General features: G+C 43.4%; 16 protein-coding genes. 10 read left to right on the top strand and 6 right to left on the bottom strand.

The window, feature by feature from the left end; genetic code table 11:
• Positions 1 to 12: 12 nt before the first annotated feature.
• From tssO to ED312_RS11960, 6 genes are all read right to left on the bottom strand, one after another.
• On the bottom strand, positions 13 to 528 hold the full coding sequence (tssO, locus tag ED312_RS11985) for a type VI secretion system TssO (RefSeq protein ID WP_123216256.1): 516 nt from the start codon (positions 526 to 528) through the stop codon (positions 13 to 15).
• A gap of 18 nt (positions 529 to 546) precedes the next feature.
• Complete coding sequence (locus tag ED312_RS11980) at positions 547 to 1,743, bottom strand: SMP-30/gluconolactonase/LRE family protein (protein WP_123216255.1); 1,197 nt, start codon at positions 1,741 to 1,743, stop codon at positions 547 to 549.
• A 44-nt stretch (positions 1,744 to 1,787) separates the two neighbouring features.
• Entirely contained in the window at positions 1,788 to 2,651 is an 864-nt protein-coding gene (locus ED312_RS11975) for a TssN family type VI secretion system protein (RefSeq protein ID WP_123216254.1), read from the bottom strand.
• Positions 2,652 to 2,654: 3 nt separating this feature from the next.
• Positions 2,655 to 3,581, bottom strand: a complete 927-nt coding sequence (locus tag ED312_RS11970) for a hypothetical protein (RefSeq protein WP_123216253.1) — start codon at positions 3,579 to 3,581, stop codon at positions 2,655 to 2,657.
• The gene (locus ED312_RS24425; protein WP_123216252.1) at positions 3,581 to 4,528 is read right to left on the bottom strand and encodes a C40 family peptidase; all 948 of its coding nucleotides are present in this window, start codon (positions 4,526 to 4,528) and stop codon (positions 3,581 to 3,583) included. The genes ED312_RS11970 and ED312_RS24425 overlap by 1 nt, the downstream gene beginning before the upstream one ends.
• 411 nt (positions 4,529 to 4,939) lie before the next feature.
• Positions 4,940 to 5,596 carry a C40 family peptidase gene (locus ED312_RS11960; RefSeq protein WP_123216251.1) on the bottom strand — a complete coding sequence of 219 codons (657 nt, stop codon included), beginning with the start codon at positions 5,594 to 5,596 and terminating at the stop codon, positions 4,940 to 4,942.
• Positions 5,597 to 6,121: 525 nt separating this feature from the next.
• Here ED312_RS11960 and ED312_RS11955 point away from each other — a divergent pair.
• From ED312_RS11955 to ED312_RS11905, 10 genes are all read left to right on the top strand, one after another.
• Positions 6,122 to 7,162 (top strand): PKD domain-containing protein, encoded by a 1,041-nt coding sequence (locus tag ED312_RS11955; RefSeq protein WP_123216250.1) that lies wholly within the window; start codon positions 6,122 to 6,124, stop codon positions 7,160 to 7,162.
• 55 nt (positions 7,163 to 7,217) lie between these two features.
• Complete coding sequence (locus ED312_RS11950; protein WP_123216249.1) at positions 7,218 to 7,679, top strand: type VI secretion system contractile sheath small subunit; 462 nt, start codon at positions 7,218 to 7,220, stop codon at positions 7,677 to 7,679.
• An 8-nt stretch (positions 7,680 to 7,687) separates the two neighbouring features.
• Positions 7,688 to 9,052 (top strand): DUF5458 family protein, encoded by a 1,365-nt coding sequence (locus tag ED312_RS11945; RefSeq protein WP_123216248.1) that lies wholly within the window; start codon positions 7,688 to 7,690, stop codon positions 9,050 to 9,052.
• A 627-nt stretch (positions 9,053 to 9,679) separates the two neighbouring features.
• Complete coding sequence (locus ED312_RS11935) at positions 9,680 to 11,512, top strand: type VI secretion system Vgr family protein (RefSeq protein ID WP_123216246.1); 1,833 nt, start codon at positions 9,680 to 9,682, stop codon at positions 11,510 to 11,512.
• Positions 11,513 to 11,527: 15 nt separating this feature from the next.
• Positions 11,528 to 12,442 carry a hypothetical protein gene (locus tag ED312_RS11930; protein WP_123216245.1) on the top strand — a complete coding sequence of 305 codons (915 nt, stop codon included), beginning with the start codon at positions 11,528 to 11,530 and terminating at the stop codon, positions 12,440 to 12,442.
• Positions 12,439 to 13,098: a hypothetical protein gene (locus ED312_RS11925; protein WP_123216244.1), complete on the top strand. Its 660-nt coding sequence runs from the start codon at positions 12,439 to 12,441 to the stop codon at positions 13,096 to 13,098. The genes ED312_RS11930 and ED312_RS11925 overlap by 4 nt, the downstream gene beginning before the upstream one ends.
• Before the next feature lie 10 nt (positions 13,099 to 13,108).
• Positions 13,109 to 14,344, top strand: coding sequence for a PAAR-like protein (locus ED312_RS11920; RefSeq protein ID WP_123216243.1), 1,236 nt, complete (start codon positions 13,109 to 13,111; stop codon positions 14,342 to 14,344).
• A 41-nt stretch (positions 14,345 to 14,385) separates the two neighbouring features.
• The gene (locus tag ED312_RS11915) at positions 14,386 to 15,315 is read left to right on the top strand and encodes a hypothetical protein (protein ID WP_123216242.1); all 930 of its coding nucleotides are present in this window, start codon (positions 14,386 to 14,388) and stop codon (positions 15,313 to 15,315) included.
• 12 nt (positions 15,316 to 15,327) lie between these two features.
• Complete coding sequence (locus ED312_RS11910) at positions 15,328 to 15,924, top strand: hypothetical protein (protein WP_123216241.1); 597 nt, start codon at positions 15,328 to 15,330, stop codon at positions 15,922 to 15,924.
• The gene (locus ED312_RS11905) at positions 15,917 to 17,314 is read left to right on the top strand and encodes a hypothetical protein (protein ID WP_123216240.1); all 1,398 of its coding nucleotides are present in this window, start codon (positions 15,917 to 15,919) and stop codon (positions 17,312 to 17,314) included. Before ED312_RS11910 ends, ED312_RS11905 begins: the two co-directional genes overlap by 8 nt.
• Positions 17,315 to 17,449 lie beyond the last annotated feature (135 nt).

Here is a 17,449-nt window from a genome sequence, read left to right as displayed (position 1 = left end):
CTATGTGAATATTTAGTTTCTGTTCAACTGTTTACAGAGCTCCAGCTCCTTTTTCAGATCGTTGATGATCTCCTCGTATTCCCCAACCTGTTTTTGCAGGTCATCGATCTGATCTTCCGATTTGCGAAGTAACTGCAACCGCCTCTTGGTGGTCACCAAATCCTTAAGGTTGAGGATTACATTGTTGTATAACAGGGTCTGTTTATACGCCTCCTTATCGGCCGGGACGCTTTCTTTAAGTTTGGCCAACTCAAGGCCGATAGTCTGTTCCAGGAACTGAAAACCATCTCCGGAACGATCCAGGGAGTCTATACTTGCGGTGAGTCCGTTTATCCTGGCGGAAAATGTATCCTGATAACGAAATTCATTCATTATCTTGTCGTTTTCCTGCTTTAAAGCTTCGTTTTCCCTCCAGGGTAACTTATAGTTGAAAAATACGGCAAAAACCAGTATCCCAACCGTAACGATCAGCATGAGGAGAAATAATAAAAATGCGGAGACCCGCTCTTTCTTATTGAGTACTTCCATAGTTTAAAATAAATTAAATCAATCTGCCAGAAATGATGTGGAACCGTCCTGATTATCCGCATTCTTATCGTCTTCCTGTTTAAAGAAAATACCGGATGTCCTTTCGGTCTTTACAATATTCTCGTTCACAAATATACCGGAATCTTTCTTCCTTCCGATGTAATCCAACTGATTGAGTATGGAAAACAGGTGGTCGGTTTTTTCTATAAATTCCATAACGCCCTTTACACAGGGCTCCATATCATACCCTTTGTATTTGAGATTGATTGTTTCCGAGAACAGTTTTTCGTAATCTCCGCTGCCCAATTCGGTAGTCCATTCGGAAAAGTAATTGAAGACCATCTCCTTCCCGTCTCCCGAGAAGGAATCGAAACTGTTCTTCATAATACGGGCGAGACTGACTACCTTGTCAAGGACTTCCATCGGGGACGAATAAAATCCGTTCCACCGGTTCTGGTTTATGCTTTGACCGACATATCCCAGTATTTTTTCGAGCGTTGCAAATACAATATCGGCAATCAGGTTTTCATCTCCGCTAAGCCTCCGGAACCGTATTTTCTGCGATATCTGCACCGCATAGAATTCCATTTGCTTGAAAAAGGCATCGTATGCTTCGAAAAGTTTCACCAGGGAAGGATGGCTGTTTACCGTAATACACGGCGGGATGTAGGTATCCACCGTTTCAAAAACGCTTCCCCTGGAAGAAAATTTACCTATGGGAAACTGAAGCGGGCCAATATTATTCTGGGTAACCTCAGCCTCCGCAACGGTTGTCAGGTAATACTTGGGCATGGCATGAGGGAACCGCGGTGGTATTTCGTCCATATTCTGTGTACCTGTAGGCACCCGGTTATAAGGGTCTACGTTGAGCAGCAGAAAACGGTTGTTCTCCTTAAAGTCATAATTTTCCAGGGAAATCTTCTCCGAGAACTCCCCGGTATAATCGGTAATCTCTATACGGCCGCCCCCCGGGGTGATGGCCTTCAAAAATTTGATGGACACATTGAGTTCGTTGTGTTCATCGATAATTACCGAATACTCGAAAGGCGCTTTGAACCTGGTAGACAGCAAACCGTATTTCAGCTGGTTAACTCCCATGTTCCGCGCATCGCGCACCAAATCTTCCACATTGTCCTGTAATTCGATAAAATGATTTTTATTGATCTTCATTCCATCGATCCAGTTTACCGGAAAGTATCGTATATTTTCTGCCATGATTAGTTGTCGTTTACAATTATCTGGTTGTTTTGTATGCTTTTTTATATGCGCTGGCAAATTATGGTATCACCGTCTTTCATATCATTACTGTCCACGGATTCGTCCGGGTCTATGTGGTTCGTAGAACTGAACCATTTGGGTTTGGAATGAAAATACCATCCGTAGGGTTCGTTCTTATTATCCGTAAAGAGTATCTGGCTATTGGGATGTTTGTCATTATAATCGTTGATAAAATAATAAAACAACCGGCCAAACTCCATTGCTCTCGGTGCTTTTACCTTAAAATTGATGATATGCCGGTCATTCGGCTTCTTGTGAAACACCAGGTTGAGCAAAATAACATTGCGCATTTCGGTGATCTGAGGGTTGGGATAACGGTTATTAAGCGGATAAAACCAGCGCTTATAAAGCCTTGCCGGAATGGTAATGGACGTTTCAAAGAGTATGAGCACCAGGGTAGGTACCATAAAGAGCAACAGGCTGCCGGACATATAATAGATAAACTGGAACTCTGCAAAATAGGAAACCACCAGTATCATAAATACGGCCATATACAATGCGGTTATAAACGCAAAAAATATTTCCTGGTATATCTTTCTGGTCTCAAACCGCTGAAATACCTTGTGAAAAAATATCAGGTGTCCCGTTCCGAGCAACAGCATCAATACCTGAAAGGAAACAAAACGGGAAGTAAGTGTTGTGGACTTCAGGTTGTACAAAACGGCTCCGAAGCCTATAACAACAACTCCCATACAAAGTACATACAAAAAGTACTTCCATTTTTTCTTTCGGAATTTGGGCGCCTTGGCACTGAAGATCATACTCAGTATAAAAGCAACGGCAAGCGTGATCAAAAGTACGGTAAGGGTCTCCCCGGTGACTATATAATCTAAAATCTTTCTCATGGTCTAAATAACAGTTGATATTCCCAGGCGGGATTGGTACAAGGTCTCATTCAGCCGGAAAAGCCGGTCATCCTCATTTAACATTAACTGATATGAAAACTGTACCTGGCAGGGTAAAAATAAATGAAAAAAGGCCTCTAAAAAACTTTCCATCTGCCCTTTATTGACATATTCCAGCAGTTTTTTCGAATCTTTAAGCGGACCTATGACAAAATGATACTTCTTCAAATATATTTCTTCCTTGCTCTCCAGGGTGGTATTAATACCCAGCAACATGTCACCTGTTTTCTCATAAGGGTCAAAAACCTGCTCCAATTTAACATTTTTCGTAATAACTTTTACTTTTTCTCCGATAATGGATTCCAGGCCCTTCCGCACATCTTCCGTATTCCGGCTCACAAAATTCTTTTGCCGCATCAGCAGAAAAAACATTTTCACGAGAAGTTCATCGGGTACTTTTTCAGATATGCCAAGGATCATACGAATGACATCGGCCAAGCCATAGGCATTAATATCGCGAAAAAAGTCGGATTCGTATTTTTCGATCTCATGCCGGAAGCGGAAAAATTCATTTTCCAGCGGATTAAAGAAATGCCGTGCCTCCTTTTCCTCCCGCTTTCGTTTCTTATACTCTTCTACGGGGTCTTCGCTACGGTTACGCGTTCTGTAATTGTGCGTTATTCCTTCTGGCAGTATGTCATAGAATCCGTCGCGGCTAACCTTAAAGTGCCACATGTCCGCGTGGTTCATATCCAGTTCCACCTGCATAACATCTTTACTGAACTTACGAAAAAAATTACCCTGCGGTATTATGGTTATGTCTTTCTCCTGTATTTTGCGGTGCATGAGCACCTCAAACAGGAGCTCAGCCCTCAGATCAAATGAAGGTATATCCTGCAGTTCTTCAAAAACAATATCTTCTCTGCTCATCAGTGTTTCAGGTTTTTCACTCTGCCCCTGCCGATATATCCGGCACGCCACATACGATCCCTGAGATTGGCTATCTCCACACCTTCCTTAGGTGTTACCGTCAAAAAGCGCTTGTTCTTCAGGTAGATCCCCACATGAGTATAAGGCTTTCCGTGGTCCTTAAACCGGAAGAACAGCAAATCGCCTTCTTTCATATCTTTCGTATAGTGGATCTGCCCGTCGGTATAGTTGGTAAGAATGGCTTTGGAAGCAGTTCGCGGAAAGTCTATTTCATATACCTTGCTGTAAAGATTTTGCATCAGGGTCAGATGGTCCACCCTGTCTTTCTGGTACGGGTCTCCAAGCCGCTTCTTTATGTAGGAATACAACTTCGGATCATCGACATCAATCGCTTTTATTCTTAATTCTTTGGCGAAAAAAACTTTATCTTCTATGGTAATAGGAGAATAATCGCGAACCTTGACTTCCCTTGTCAGCGGCGCCGATTTCGGACGATAACTCCTCAGATAGCCCAGAGGGGCCGCCAAAACGGGAGGCAGTGCAAACTGCTCGGTTCGTAATATCCCTACGACTTCCACTTCGTCAAGCATAATAGAAGATTCACTGTCAGACAGGACTACCTGACCGCTATCCAGAAGTAGTGCGGCATTGATCGGTTCGGCTTCGGCTTCGGAAGTATTAACCACGGGAGAGGGGCTTTCCTTCTTTGGTGGAGGGCTGTGCCGGGGCCCACCCAATTCGGCCTGAACATCATCGTCTGTAATAGGCTGTATTTCCATTACGGATTCTTCTTCCTCAGGATCATCCTCTTCGGCATCTATATCTTCCAGTTCACCGAATTCTATCTTTACCAGTTCATCGGTAATAGGAATGATCGCCTGTTGGGATTTACAGGAAACCCCCAGTGCAACCAGCCATAAACACACCACTATTCTAGCACTTGTCATGTTCTCTTTATTTTGTAATTACCTGCACAAACTCCGGCTTCCGGAGTTCCGGGCATACCTTTCGTTAAAAGATTCCAAGAAATCATTCCGTACGGAGCAATTTCAAGAACAGGGCCTGTCTGCCGGCCCCTGATTCCATATGACATCTGTCCCATACTTCGGCCTCATTGTGATGCTTTAACCGGTATATGGATAAAGACAGATTTCAGGGACCCAAAGTACAATAAATACACCTGGTATGACATCGCCGAAAACAGGGGTTTTTCAGATTAACTTCTCAATGGGGAACAAATCCGTGAATACCGGGAAAGAAAAATATCTGAATACGATTCTTGCTATTGTTACCCGGACAGTATCTTAAAAAACCCACACCACAACAAAATTCCGACAGGTAAAAATCCGTTCCCCTGCTTATCGCATGGAAATTTCTCCGGGTCTTATTCTGCCACTCAGTTTATAAGTATTACGCCAGTAAGGATCTTTCAGGCTGGTTATCTGAACCCCCTGGGATTCCGTAGCCGACAGAAATTTCATGTTTTTCAGATATATCCCTACGTGCGTCATTATTTTTTCATTACTGGACCTGAAAAATACCAGGTCCCCTTCTTTAAGGTATTTTAAAGAACGGAAGCGTTCTACATGGTCATCATTAAGCATAATCTCGGAAGCGGTTCGAGGCAGTTCCACATCGTATACCTTCCTGTAAAGATCGCGCATCAACGCAGAGCAATCAATACCTCTTTTGGTCTCACCCCCATACAGGTAAGGCACTCCCTGCCACTCCTTTATATAAGCGTATAATTTCTGATTTGTAATTTCCGATGGTTTTACACCGAGCACTTTGGCAAAATAGGCCCGGTCTCCGGGAGAGATCAGGTCGGGTTTCTTTTCTTTTTCCTCTATAACGATATCCATATCCCGTATCACCTTAATCTGGTCCACCTTCGGATTCTTACCTAATTCCGCATTCACATACGGATCGGTGATCATATTTACCGTGCTTTTTTTACTTCCGCAGCTACAGATAAAAAACAATACAAGGCTGACAAGTATATATCTATTTTTCATTCAGGCAGATTTTATTACCGACAATCGTTATTTTTCATTTCACGTTACTTATATCCGTTTCTCATTACACGTCAAATTATCCTGATAAATGTTTTCACATTTCATATTGCGCTCCCTCAGATGCGAAAAATACGGTATATCCCTGCAAAAACGGGAAAAAAACTACATATTGTCCTTAAATATAATCCATTGTTTTTTTATGTGGCAAATTAAGGCAGAAATATTCTCAAAAGTTAAGCCCGCTTTAATATAACATCAAAAATGTGTTATTTTATGACAGTAAATTATAGTTTAAACCTGTCAAGGTTACGGGCTTTACCTATTTTTATTAGCTTGCACTCACATTTTTCCGTACGAAAATACAATATTTTTGTTTTATTTTGAAATACTTGTTTTCAAGGATTTTTTAACCATCGCAAATTGTGTATTTTTGGAAAGTGTTGAAAAACAAAAACAAACGCAGGGAAATAATCCCCTGACAATTGTTTCCCAACAGCTCCCATTACAATAAAAAACTGCTTTAAGATGAACAGGAACTCACATATCCGAACACATTTTGACTCCAGGGTAATCCTATCTTTTGTAGCCATCCTTTTACTGTCGGGCATCATACTGGCCTTTCGGGTCAATGAAAGTGAACCCTGCCAGGTAGAACAGATTAAAGTACAGGCTTCCGCCTATAAAGTAGGGGAAATTATCACTTTTTCGGATTATACGGAAAACGCTCATGAGTGGAAATGGGATTTTGGCGATGGAAATGAAGCCTCGTTCCGTTCCAAAGTAGTACATCAATATAAGGAACCGGGGAAATACCTGGTGAATCTGTGGGTGAACAAGAACTGTAATATCACCAAGCTCCTGGACATAAAGCCCGCGGAGGACATTATCGACTCCACCTTACTACCGAGATTTTACGCCCCTAAAATTGCTTATGTAAACGAGCCTGTTTCATTTATAGACAGTACTTCCCATGCCAAATCCTGGGAATGGCGCTTCGGCGAAGGAGAAAAAATAGACGCTATTGACAAAAATCCTTCATATACCTATAAAACGACCGGGGAAAAGACAGTGTCCCTTTTTGTAAATGACGATATCAAATATGTGAGTTTCCACAAGGTCACCGTGTTGCCGGCTAAAAAGGAGAACACCCCTATTTCAAGGGCAGAGATCATGCGCGAAACCAGTACCAGTGTGGTGAATGACTTCCTGGATCGCATACCGGAAGCACCCGCATCGGAACTGAACGAAAAACAGGCCACGACTGTGAACAAAAGTAAAAAACCGGAAGAAACGATAGAAGTCCCTGAACTTGATGAAGATAAACTCGCAGGGCTGATCGCCGGTATTGCCGAGGACAAGCTTTCTTTCTACAACTTTACCCGGTTTTTCTGTAAAGATCACCTTCCCTCCGTACAGATGGATGAAAAGGTCGTTTCCCTTCATTACCTGAACAACAGTATCCGGGGTAAAAAAATAAAAATAAAAAGCGTATCCATGGTGCGCAACAAAGAAAACAACTGTATAAGCCTTATCATCGTGGATTATAAGCGAAAAGGCCTGTTTTGATCAGAAAAATATACTCGATAAGTAATTTTTATTATATTTAACTAAAATTAACGTTATGGCAAATCTTTCAAACAGTTACGGAATAGGAGGAAATGAGGTAAAGCCGGAAGGAGAAGAGAGCATTGTTGACATTCCTCAGAACAAAACCCTGATAGCCCAGAAACTGACCCCCAATACTCCGGTACGCCCGGAAGTAGTGACCGGTCTTAAAAATATGGATGACGTTTTCGAACATTTCGCTCCGAAAATGAACGTCAATTTTGAAGACGAACAGGGAATGACCGTGCGGGAAGAATTGAAATTTAAAAATGTCTCCGATTTTTCTGCAAAGGGAATTACCGAACAAAGCGAATTCCTGACCGACCTGCAGACGAAAAAAGAACAATACAATAAAATGATAAAACAGCTGAAGACCAATAAGGTGTTGAAGCTTGCACTCCAGGATCCGGAAGCCAAAAAGTCCATTATAGAAACCATCGAGGCATTGGTCCGGGAAATTGAAGAAACCGATAAATAGATCTACTCATGAAGAACCAAAAAGAAACAACCCCTTCAGCAGTAAAGGAGCAGGCAAAAGAAGGTAAAAAAGTAAGTCTGGAGCAAAAACTGGAATCGTTTATCCAGTTCGGAGGTTTCGACCTGCTGGAAAGTGCTATTGAAGGTGTACAGAATCTAAGCCCCGACAGAAAAGCAAGAAGAAATATATTCCTCAACGAAGCGGGAAAGAAGGCGGAGAGACAGAATCTGAAAAGGGTATTAAAATTGTGGGCGGAATCCCTGAAATCATCGGACAACCTGGTAGACCTCGTAAACGACTGCCAGGAAAAAGCCGAACTGGCGGAAAAAACGCTGAAGAAAAACCTGGCATCGGCCGTAAACGAAACCAAAGAGCTCGAAGAATCTTATCGTACCCTGGCCATGTTCTTCAAAAATACCGAAGAGAGCAAAGTAAAGAACGTTGCCATTATAAATGCCGAACTCGATCAGCTCAAGGACCTGGACAATACAAGATTTATCGATCATATCGAAGAGGAACTGGTTAACAACTACGATCGTCTCGACCTGAGAAATAATTATTCCCTTCTGGTTGTCCCCGGTTATCTGGGCTCTAACAAAGTACTGGAGAAATGGGCAAAAATAGCACATAACAACAAAGTAATGCTCGTTACCGACTTCCAGCACCTGGACGAGCCGGACGATGTGATCGAAATGTTCGAAATGGCCAACCTTACCGGAGGAGATATATACCGGTCTAACGTAATTATGACCTGTAACTGGCTCGTAGGACGGGGTAAAAACGAGGAAATAGGCGAAGAAGACCACCTGTATATCCCCCCTTCCACCGCTTTGGCAGGAAAAATATACAACACCCTGATGTCACAGATCACTGCGGGTAAAAAATTCGGTGGCATCAATGAAGTGGACGGCGTTAAATTCGACCTTAAGAAAAGTGAAATTGCCGATCTCGAACACCTCGGGCTTGTTCCCATGGTTAACGAATACAATAAAGTAATGGCTTTCTCCGGTAAAACACTGTTTAACGGAGACAACCTCGGATTGCAGACATACTCCGTCGTACGCGTATTCGATTATGTGACCAAGGTAATGATGGATTTCCTTAACCGAAGGGCTTTTGAGAACTTCAATGCCAAAACCCGTAAACAAATACTCAACCAGGTGATCAAATTCCTGGATAGCGTGTCCGGTCCGGACAAACTGATCGAAGATTTCGACATTACCAAGTTCGAACAGGACCCTAACCAGAAAGACAGGATTTTCCTGGATATTCGCCTGAAACCATACTTTCCCGCCAAAAATTTCCTGATTAAAATGGACGGACAAAAAGGCGATGACGGTACGGAATGGGATACCGAATACGCCGAACAGTAATCTTTCTGCGATTGTATAATATTATCTGTAAAAACGCCGGTTTGTGCCGGCGTTTTTATATTACCTAATCTTTACTTCAACGTAAAAAAACACTTTCCTGCCAAATATCTCCATCCTCTTCTTTGAATAACAGTCTCTTTTTCTTACTTTTAATGCGTATTTTTATAAATTTCGGTGTTTTATTTCTTTTACCCTTAAACCTGTTTACGCAACATGAGACTTTTAACAAAAACTTCCGCCCCGGCCGGTACAACAGGGTATCCCCCTGATATCCGGCACGACCTTTATCGCAACATCTTCGATATGCCTGTTCTTTACCGGCAAAATAAAGTACGCCCGGTAAATATGCCCTGACCTGTTATCCAGACATACCTATCTGACATAAAAACAACTTTTTTTTCCCTCCCCGTAAAGAAAACAGAAAAAACAATATAACCTCTGAATGTGCTATGGACTTTCCGCCCCTGTCAGAAATCTGCGACATCATACCTGGTATCCCGGAAACCCCGGGACTTCCTTCTCCGGTGACATACACTCCGGTGAAGGAAATAATGCCCCGGCGGAAATACACCTGGAACATTGTTCGGGACTGATTAAAAACAATACACAACTTAAAATCAGACTATCATGGCATTACAAACCGATCTCAGTATAAAAATAGGAGAACTGCGAATGACCAGTTTTCTTCGTATGGAACTTACACAGAATATCGACGACCACCACGAACTTACCATAGAATGCCGGGAAGATGAGATTTATCTTCAGAATCCGGAATTGTATGGAAACTACCAGAAACTGATCGGGGAAAAAATACTGGTTACCATGCAGGCCACTGACGGTATGTTCTCTACCAGCACCGGTTATTTCAAAGGGGTAGTGACCAGGGTAAAATCAAAAAATTCGGATGAACACGATGGAAAACGCATCCAATTTATAGCATACAGCCCCACCATTCTCATGGACAATGGCCCCGAATCTTTCTCTTATCTGAAAAAAGACTTTATTCATATTGCACACAATACGACAAGGCTCTATGACAGCGATATGCTCAAAATAAGTACAAAGCCTTCCCAAAACCAGAACTATCCCTATATCGCACAATACAACGAAAGCGATTACGATTTCTTAAAACGCATGTGCTCCCGGCAGGGAGAATGGTTTTACTACAACGGTGTGCAGCTTATTATAGGGCGGGAAGACACTCAGGAAGAGATCGAGTTGTACTACGGCTATAACCTGGTGGAATTTGACCTGGAAATGACCCTTCAGCCCACGCGCTTCAAATACCACGGCAACGACCTTTCCGAAGGTGCTTCACATTACAGCTCCACCCGGTCGCTGGAAAACTCTGTAAACGGTATTACCGGAGAACTGATAAAATCGTCAGCGAAGGTATTTGACAAAGAGACCATCGTGCAACACAATTTTCTGGTAAACGAAGGGAATGGCCAGACGGACATGGACCATTATGCGCAATTGAATTTCCGGAAAAAGGTGGCCAACATGCTGTTTATTTACGGCAGAAGCGAAAACCCGGCATTACGCCCGGGCGCACTGGTAAAGGTACTGGACGAAAACGGGAATGTTACGGGCTCGTTCAGGATAATAGCCACTACACACCACTGTACGGATACCGGAGACTACGAGAATTCGTTTAAAGGCGTTCCCGCAGTGGTAAACATTTCCCCCTATTCCGATCCGGGCAATTACCCCAGGTGCGAAAGCCAGCCTGCCACGGTTATGGACAATAACGATCCCCGGGGACTCGGACGCATCAAAGTACAAATGGCCTGGCAGAAAGAAAATGCACAGACCACCGACTGGATTCCCCTGTCCACACCAAACGGAGGTTCGGGCAAAGGGTTTCATTTCATTCCGGAGATCGGGGAAACGGTTATGGTCGATTTCCAAAGCGGGAATGCGGAAATGCCTTATGTAACCGGGTGTGTACAACACGGAAATGCCAATAGCGGTTATGCCGATCCGAGTAATAATCTGAAGGCCATCCAAAGCCGCAACGGCAATAAGATCATTATGGATGACAACAGCGGGTCTATGTTTTTCTCGGATAACGGAGGGGCATCCTCCCTTTACGACGGCGCCGGAAACCTCTATGTAGATGCCAATTCCAACATCACGCTCAATGTAGGGGGCGGCAGCTCTAAAGTGACTATGGATTGTTCCGGGAACATTACCATAGAAGGAAATACCAATGTGAAACTAAAGGTTGGCAGTAGCAAGATCGAGATCACGGAAGACATGATCACCATAGACAGCAAGACCATTGAGGCCACAGGAGTAGATGACATTACCATAAAAAGCAAGACCAACACCATTACGGGAGAAACGAAGACAAAAATAGACGGATCGGCGGTTACTATAGACCCCACGGGTGACGTAACCGTTCAGCCTGACGGGGGCAATGTCATCATCAAAGGAACCGAAGTAGATATTAATTAACCGGACAAATCAGCTATGGCAGACAAATATAGCTTCTATCCGGGAGATCAGGAATTTTCCGATCCTATTGAGGAGAAAGAACCCGGCAACGGATATCCGGAAGGGCATCTTCCCGTGAGATATCGTTGCAAACAGGTCAACGTCACCAAAATAGGAGGAGTCCCCACATTTAATTCGGACATCCGGAAAGAATATATTGTCGATTATGTACAACGTGAAAGTGCTGCATACTGTAAACTGCAGGACTATGTTTTCCAGGCCGATCCAAAGGATTTTGAACTACCCCTGGAAGAAATGAAACCCCTGGAATATGCCAAAGAAGATGTTTCTTTTCAGATAAGTGATATGGGTACCCTTACCGCCATAAATAATTTCAGGGAATTACAGCAACGGTGGAAAGCATTCCGTGAAGATTTCATCCATACCTTTTTTTACCAGGACATCAAAAACGTCAATGAAAAAGCCGCTGCGGATATTCTGAATGCCGGGGACAAGGAATTTGCCAAAGAATCTTCATTGCTTAAATCATATGATAAAAACTTGTTTTATCACGTCCTTTTTAAAGACTACAGGCCCTCCAACACCAATGACTCATTGTTTTTTCTATCCCAGATATTCCATGATATCAGCCTCGAAGTACCCATAGTACATACCAAAGCACTGGAAGAAGAAGATGCATTGATATACCGCAGTGTGGGGGAACTGAACAGAGAAAAGATCAACCGGAACGAAATGATACGCCAATATGATGCAATTTATAAACCTGTCATAAAATACAATTTTACAGAATACGATTACGAATATCGCATAAGAAGAAAAATCGACCGAAAAACCGGGATCATCACCTCGGCACGCGCCATTCTGATCGAAAGCGTTAAAAACAACTATGAATTGATCTCCCAATTCGACCTTAAACAAATACCTCTATGATATCGGACCGGGACGCCAATACAGCTATTACACTACATGCGAACAGGATAAAAGGGCTCTTATTCGTTGCTTTGATCACACTCCTGTGTGTTTTATTGGCCAATTGGAGTGTAGAACACACCAATATTTTTATTCCTTTTGTCCTGCTTTTCTGGACATTTCTCGCATTTTTTGTCAGTTACGCCTTTGCTGCCAGGTACCCACATTTGTTTTTTTATGAATTAGTAATTACCGAAAACCCCGCTATCATCCATGATATGGCAACAAACGACAAGGTAAAACGACTGTTGCTCGACCCGAAGGCTATAGACCATTACAACATTATATCCGGATATAAAAAAAGGTTCGGATATGCCATAAGGGCTACACGGGAAGGAAAAAAACGTGTATTTTTTATTGTCCCTAAGCTATTCAAAGACATAGTAAACAAAAAAAAGGGAAGAGAGCAAATAAAAATCGGAGAATACTATCAAAAACCGGAAAACTTCCGGAATGAATACGATATTGTAAAACAATTTTTGAAATCGCGCTGTAAAGAACAGAAGGAACCTGGAGATACCGGAATACGAATATTATATATGCTGCCCGTTATATTGTTTTTTGTTGTGCTGGTCTTTTGCATCTCCTTCCCCATATATATCATAACATCACTATAAAAACATAAAAATGAGTGTCCCTTACATCCCCGAAAACACAAAAGTGGTTTGCACACTTCAGACGGACTCTTCTCCCAAAGAACTCATAATAACCCGGGGCAAGGTTTCCGTCATAAAAAAATCGGAAGACACCCCTCTTCTCACCGAAAAGGACCTCAACATCAATGAACAGTTTGCCTGTAAAAATGCGGCAAATGCCATGGCTTCGTTTTTTGCCATAGCTGCGGGGATTGTAGTTGGTGCGGCCCTTATCGCATCCGGGCCGGTAGGCTGGGTAGTTGCCGGTGTGGCAGCTGCCGGCTTCGCGGCTGCGGGAACTTACCACGCTACACAAATAAAACACAAATGTTCCCCCGGACTGGAAGCGGGGCAATGGAATTTTACACACCACAGTGTAAAACTGGACGGGCATCCGGCCATTACACAAATTTCCATATTGAGCTGCAACGAAGGAGGCATCCTCTCTCCTATTATCGATCCGGCAGTTGCCCAACAGGCGGCAGAGGCCATTGCTTCGAATAACAAAAAGGAAATAGGCGTCAATGCCGCTGCCTCTTTCGTCACCGGGCTGTTTTTACCTTTTGGTGTTTCCGGGGTTGCCGGTGCCTCTACCCTGGGGCTGAAGTTTCTGGGTGGTGCCAAAATGGCCGGCGGATTTGTATTTGGTATTGCTTTCATGCAAGGTGCCACCTGGCTTCAAAGCGACTATACCAGGAGCCATTCCCTTCCGGAAAATGAAGCATATGACCGGATGAACGAAGTTGAGTCCGGAACTTTTACGGATGCCTTCAGCATTCCGGATGACCCCAGTGATCTAAGTAACATTCTGGACCCAATAGAATTGCAGCAAGCTATAAAAAGTGGGCAATTGGCCGGTCTGGATGCCCGGATGCAAAACAGGTTGAGCCATATAGAAGGGTTGAGCCGGCAACGATTACTAAGAGATCCGGAAGCTAAACAGCTATTGGCGGAATTAAAAGAAGGGAAACACCCCCAACTCCGGCAGGCCATTACCAATTTTAATAACCGCCGGATAAATCCTACCATGCGAAACCAGATGAACACGGCAAACCGTCAAAATATGACAAACAACCTCAAAGATATGGGACGTAGTGGTGTTACAGGGGTTATGTATTTTGCTCCCTTTGCCGCTAAATATTTCTCGGAAGAAGCCAGAATTACTATGGCCGAAGCCTTAACCGCAGATACCCAAAGCGGCGGCAATATCATTGCCACACAAGTTTAATCCTGCTTTATGTATTATTATTAAACCTCTATAAGAATACCATGACAGACAAGTACAGTTTCTATCCCGGTGATAAAGAATACCCGAAACCGGTAGCAGAAAAAGAAAGGCCGGAAGTGACACCGCCCACCCGGGATATTTTGGCAAAATACCGCTGCGAACAGGTTAACACCACCAAAATAGACGGTAATCTCACCAGCAATTCCCAGCAGAAATTTCAATATTACGTTCAGGTCTCCCCTGCCCAAAAGACAGCCAAAGTAAAGCTGGAGGACCATTATTATAATATGAACCCTCCCGTATTGAACAAGGTTTTTGACTTTATCACTAAAACGGAATCCATCCGCCAGGATGTTTCCTTTAGTTATGGCCAGAACGGCAAGATCGTCCGTATCCTCAACAAGGAAGAGCAGGCAGAAAAATGGAGGGCCTTTAAAAATTCCAGGGAATTCCAGACCGAATTTATTGAAAGTATGAGGGACAACAATGAAAAAGCCCTGGAGGAAATCATCAAGTCGGGGGACCGGCAGTTTTCTCTCTCCTATGATTCGGAAGAAGAATATCGCAGGGAATTATTCTACTCCATTCTTTTTGACTGGCAACTCACATCCAACGACAACACCTCCGTTCAACAGGAAGATTTTTTGTTCCGGTCCATTTTATTGCCGGAAGTCATCGTCCCGATGGATTTCCGGTGCGATATTTTAAAAGAAGAAAGTGATATCACGAAACTGCGAAAAGTAGGCTCTGCAAAGCCCAATGATGAGTTACTGGAAGATATTATCAAAAAATACGATCAGTATTACAAACCGCAAATCAAATACAGCTTTACGGAATACAAACTGGAATTCAGGCAGACCTATGAGATCGATACTGTGACCAGGCTGGTGACCGATGCTAAGCTGATCTGGGTAGAATCCATAAAAGATAATGTAGAGAGTTTTTGTCAATTTACACTTCGTAAGCTTTAATCCCGGTCCGTCATGAATACAACAGCTATAGGCACTGACAAGGTAAATAATACGGCCAGCAACCGTACCCGGAGCTTTATCCTCAAGAAAGTAATGACCCTCCAGGTGGGAAAATGGTATATATTGTGCGGGCTCCTGATCGCCATATCATTCATTGGTATTAAGGTTATTCTCGGAGATGAATTACGCATATTGCAATTCCCGTATAGCCTCTTCCTTGTAATAGCCGTATTTTATGCCGGGGTTAAACTGATACATAAAAAATACCTGAAAAAGAGCATCCAAATCTCCATTGACCCCAATATCATAAAGATCACATACAACGATAACGGTGGATATACAAAGCCTACAAATGACCTTAAGTCTATCCGGACCCTTCATCCTTCAAATAAAAAGGGCGATATTCAGGCAGAGCTCATTTTCAGGGACCACAAGATAACCCTGACATCTGCTGTCAATAGGGAGAGTAAGGAACAGTGGGATGCGTTTTGCCTCCATTGCCAGAAGAAATTGAGGTTTGTAGAAGGCGCTGTTCCCTTCTCTATATGGACACATAACTGGCAGGGAACAAAATATATAGAATACAAAAACCCGAATTACGATGAGTAGCTATTTGCCGGAAAAAGTCTTTGCGGTATGTACACACAATGCCGCTAACGGGTACGGAAAATTATTGGTCAACCCTGATATCAGAGGAGTGATCACGGTTTCCTTTAAATCACAGGATCGCCCGCTCCTGACCCTTGCGGACAAAAAATTAGACGGGCAGTTCTCCTGCAAAACAGGCTGGAGCAGCGGTGTGGGCACTATTGCTTTCGGCGTCGGCGTTGGCGCCGGGTTGGCAGTAGCAGCCGCCGTGGCCACTGTGCCAGTAGCAGGATGGATCGTTGGGGGCGCCATTGCCCTTTTATGTATCGGGATAGGCCTCTTTCAAATGTTCAAGCCCAAGCCCACCTGCAGCGAAATGATAAGCTACGACCAATCCTTTTGGTTAAACCCACACCCATCTGTGACTTTTGATGACCATCCCGCCCTTACCAAACAATCCATGCTGCAATGCAAAGAAGGAGGTTTTTTATTGCCTTTTATCAGTGAATCCGCCGCTGCTTCCGCTGCTTCGACCATAGGCAATATGAACAAGACAGAGATCGGATTGATCGGAGTGGTCTCTTTCATTGGTGGTTTTGGTGCGGGATTCACTTTGGGTACTGCCGGTTTCACTACGGCATTATCAGGGGCCGCATTGGGGGTGGCAGGATCATACCTTTTGTTTCAACCTTTGGAAAAAATGGAAAAAGGGGCATTAAGAGATGCCTATAATGACGATTCAAATCCTTACTACGAAACCATGGTTGAGTCTAAACAGGGAGAGTTGGGCCTTCTCAATGTACAGGGGTTGCCCACAGGGGACGAAAACGGGTCTACTTTTGACAGCATGGACGATTTTTACAACCCCGTATCCGTTTATGAGAATTTCCGTGACATAAGGGCCGAATTAGAAAGACAAAGGAGCAGTCTGCAGGGAATACGGGGAGCCGAACAGCAAATAAGCAGACTTACTGCCAATATTGCCGAGATAGACAGAGCCATTGCTGAAGCAAATAAAACAGGCTCTTTTGCCAAAGGCAAGAATCCCTACGCTGCAAAAGTGTTTGAAAAGGCAAGGAACGGCCATTATGGCCCCCAGGCACAACAAGCCTTTACCAATAGCGCAAACAATGGCAGGGGAATGAATCGGGAATCTAATTATAATAAAGTCATTGACTCCAAAAACCAGAACATCCAACAGCACAATCAGGCCATCCAAGAGCACAACCGGGATATCCGGCAACAAAACAAAACTATAAGTGTCAATAAAGCCTTAAAAGGGGCCAATATCGCCTCACTTGTCATTCCCTTTGCCGCGACCGGATTTAGTGAGACTACATTATCTCTGGCAGCAGATGCAGCTATGTCCGATATTTCCAATGGCATAAGCATCGTGGCACAACAGCATTAACAGTCTTTCGGCTAAGAAAAATATACGTAGTTATATTTTCCGAATTAACATTTACACAACAATTCCTTATCGCATCCCTAAATTTCACTTAACATTAGTCACCTAAATTTGGAGTGACTGAGGATTTAGCTATCC

It is taken from the genome of Sinomicrobium pectinilyticum, from assembly GCF_003725735.1.
In the GTDB taxonomy this organism is placed as follows: Bacteria; Bacteroidota; Bacteroidia; order Flavobacteriales; family Flavobacteriaceae; genus Sinomicrobium; species Sinomicrobium pectinilyticum.
Note: the sequence above shows the minus strand (reverse complement) of the source record. Positions and strands in the feature narration are given on the sequence as shown.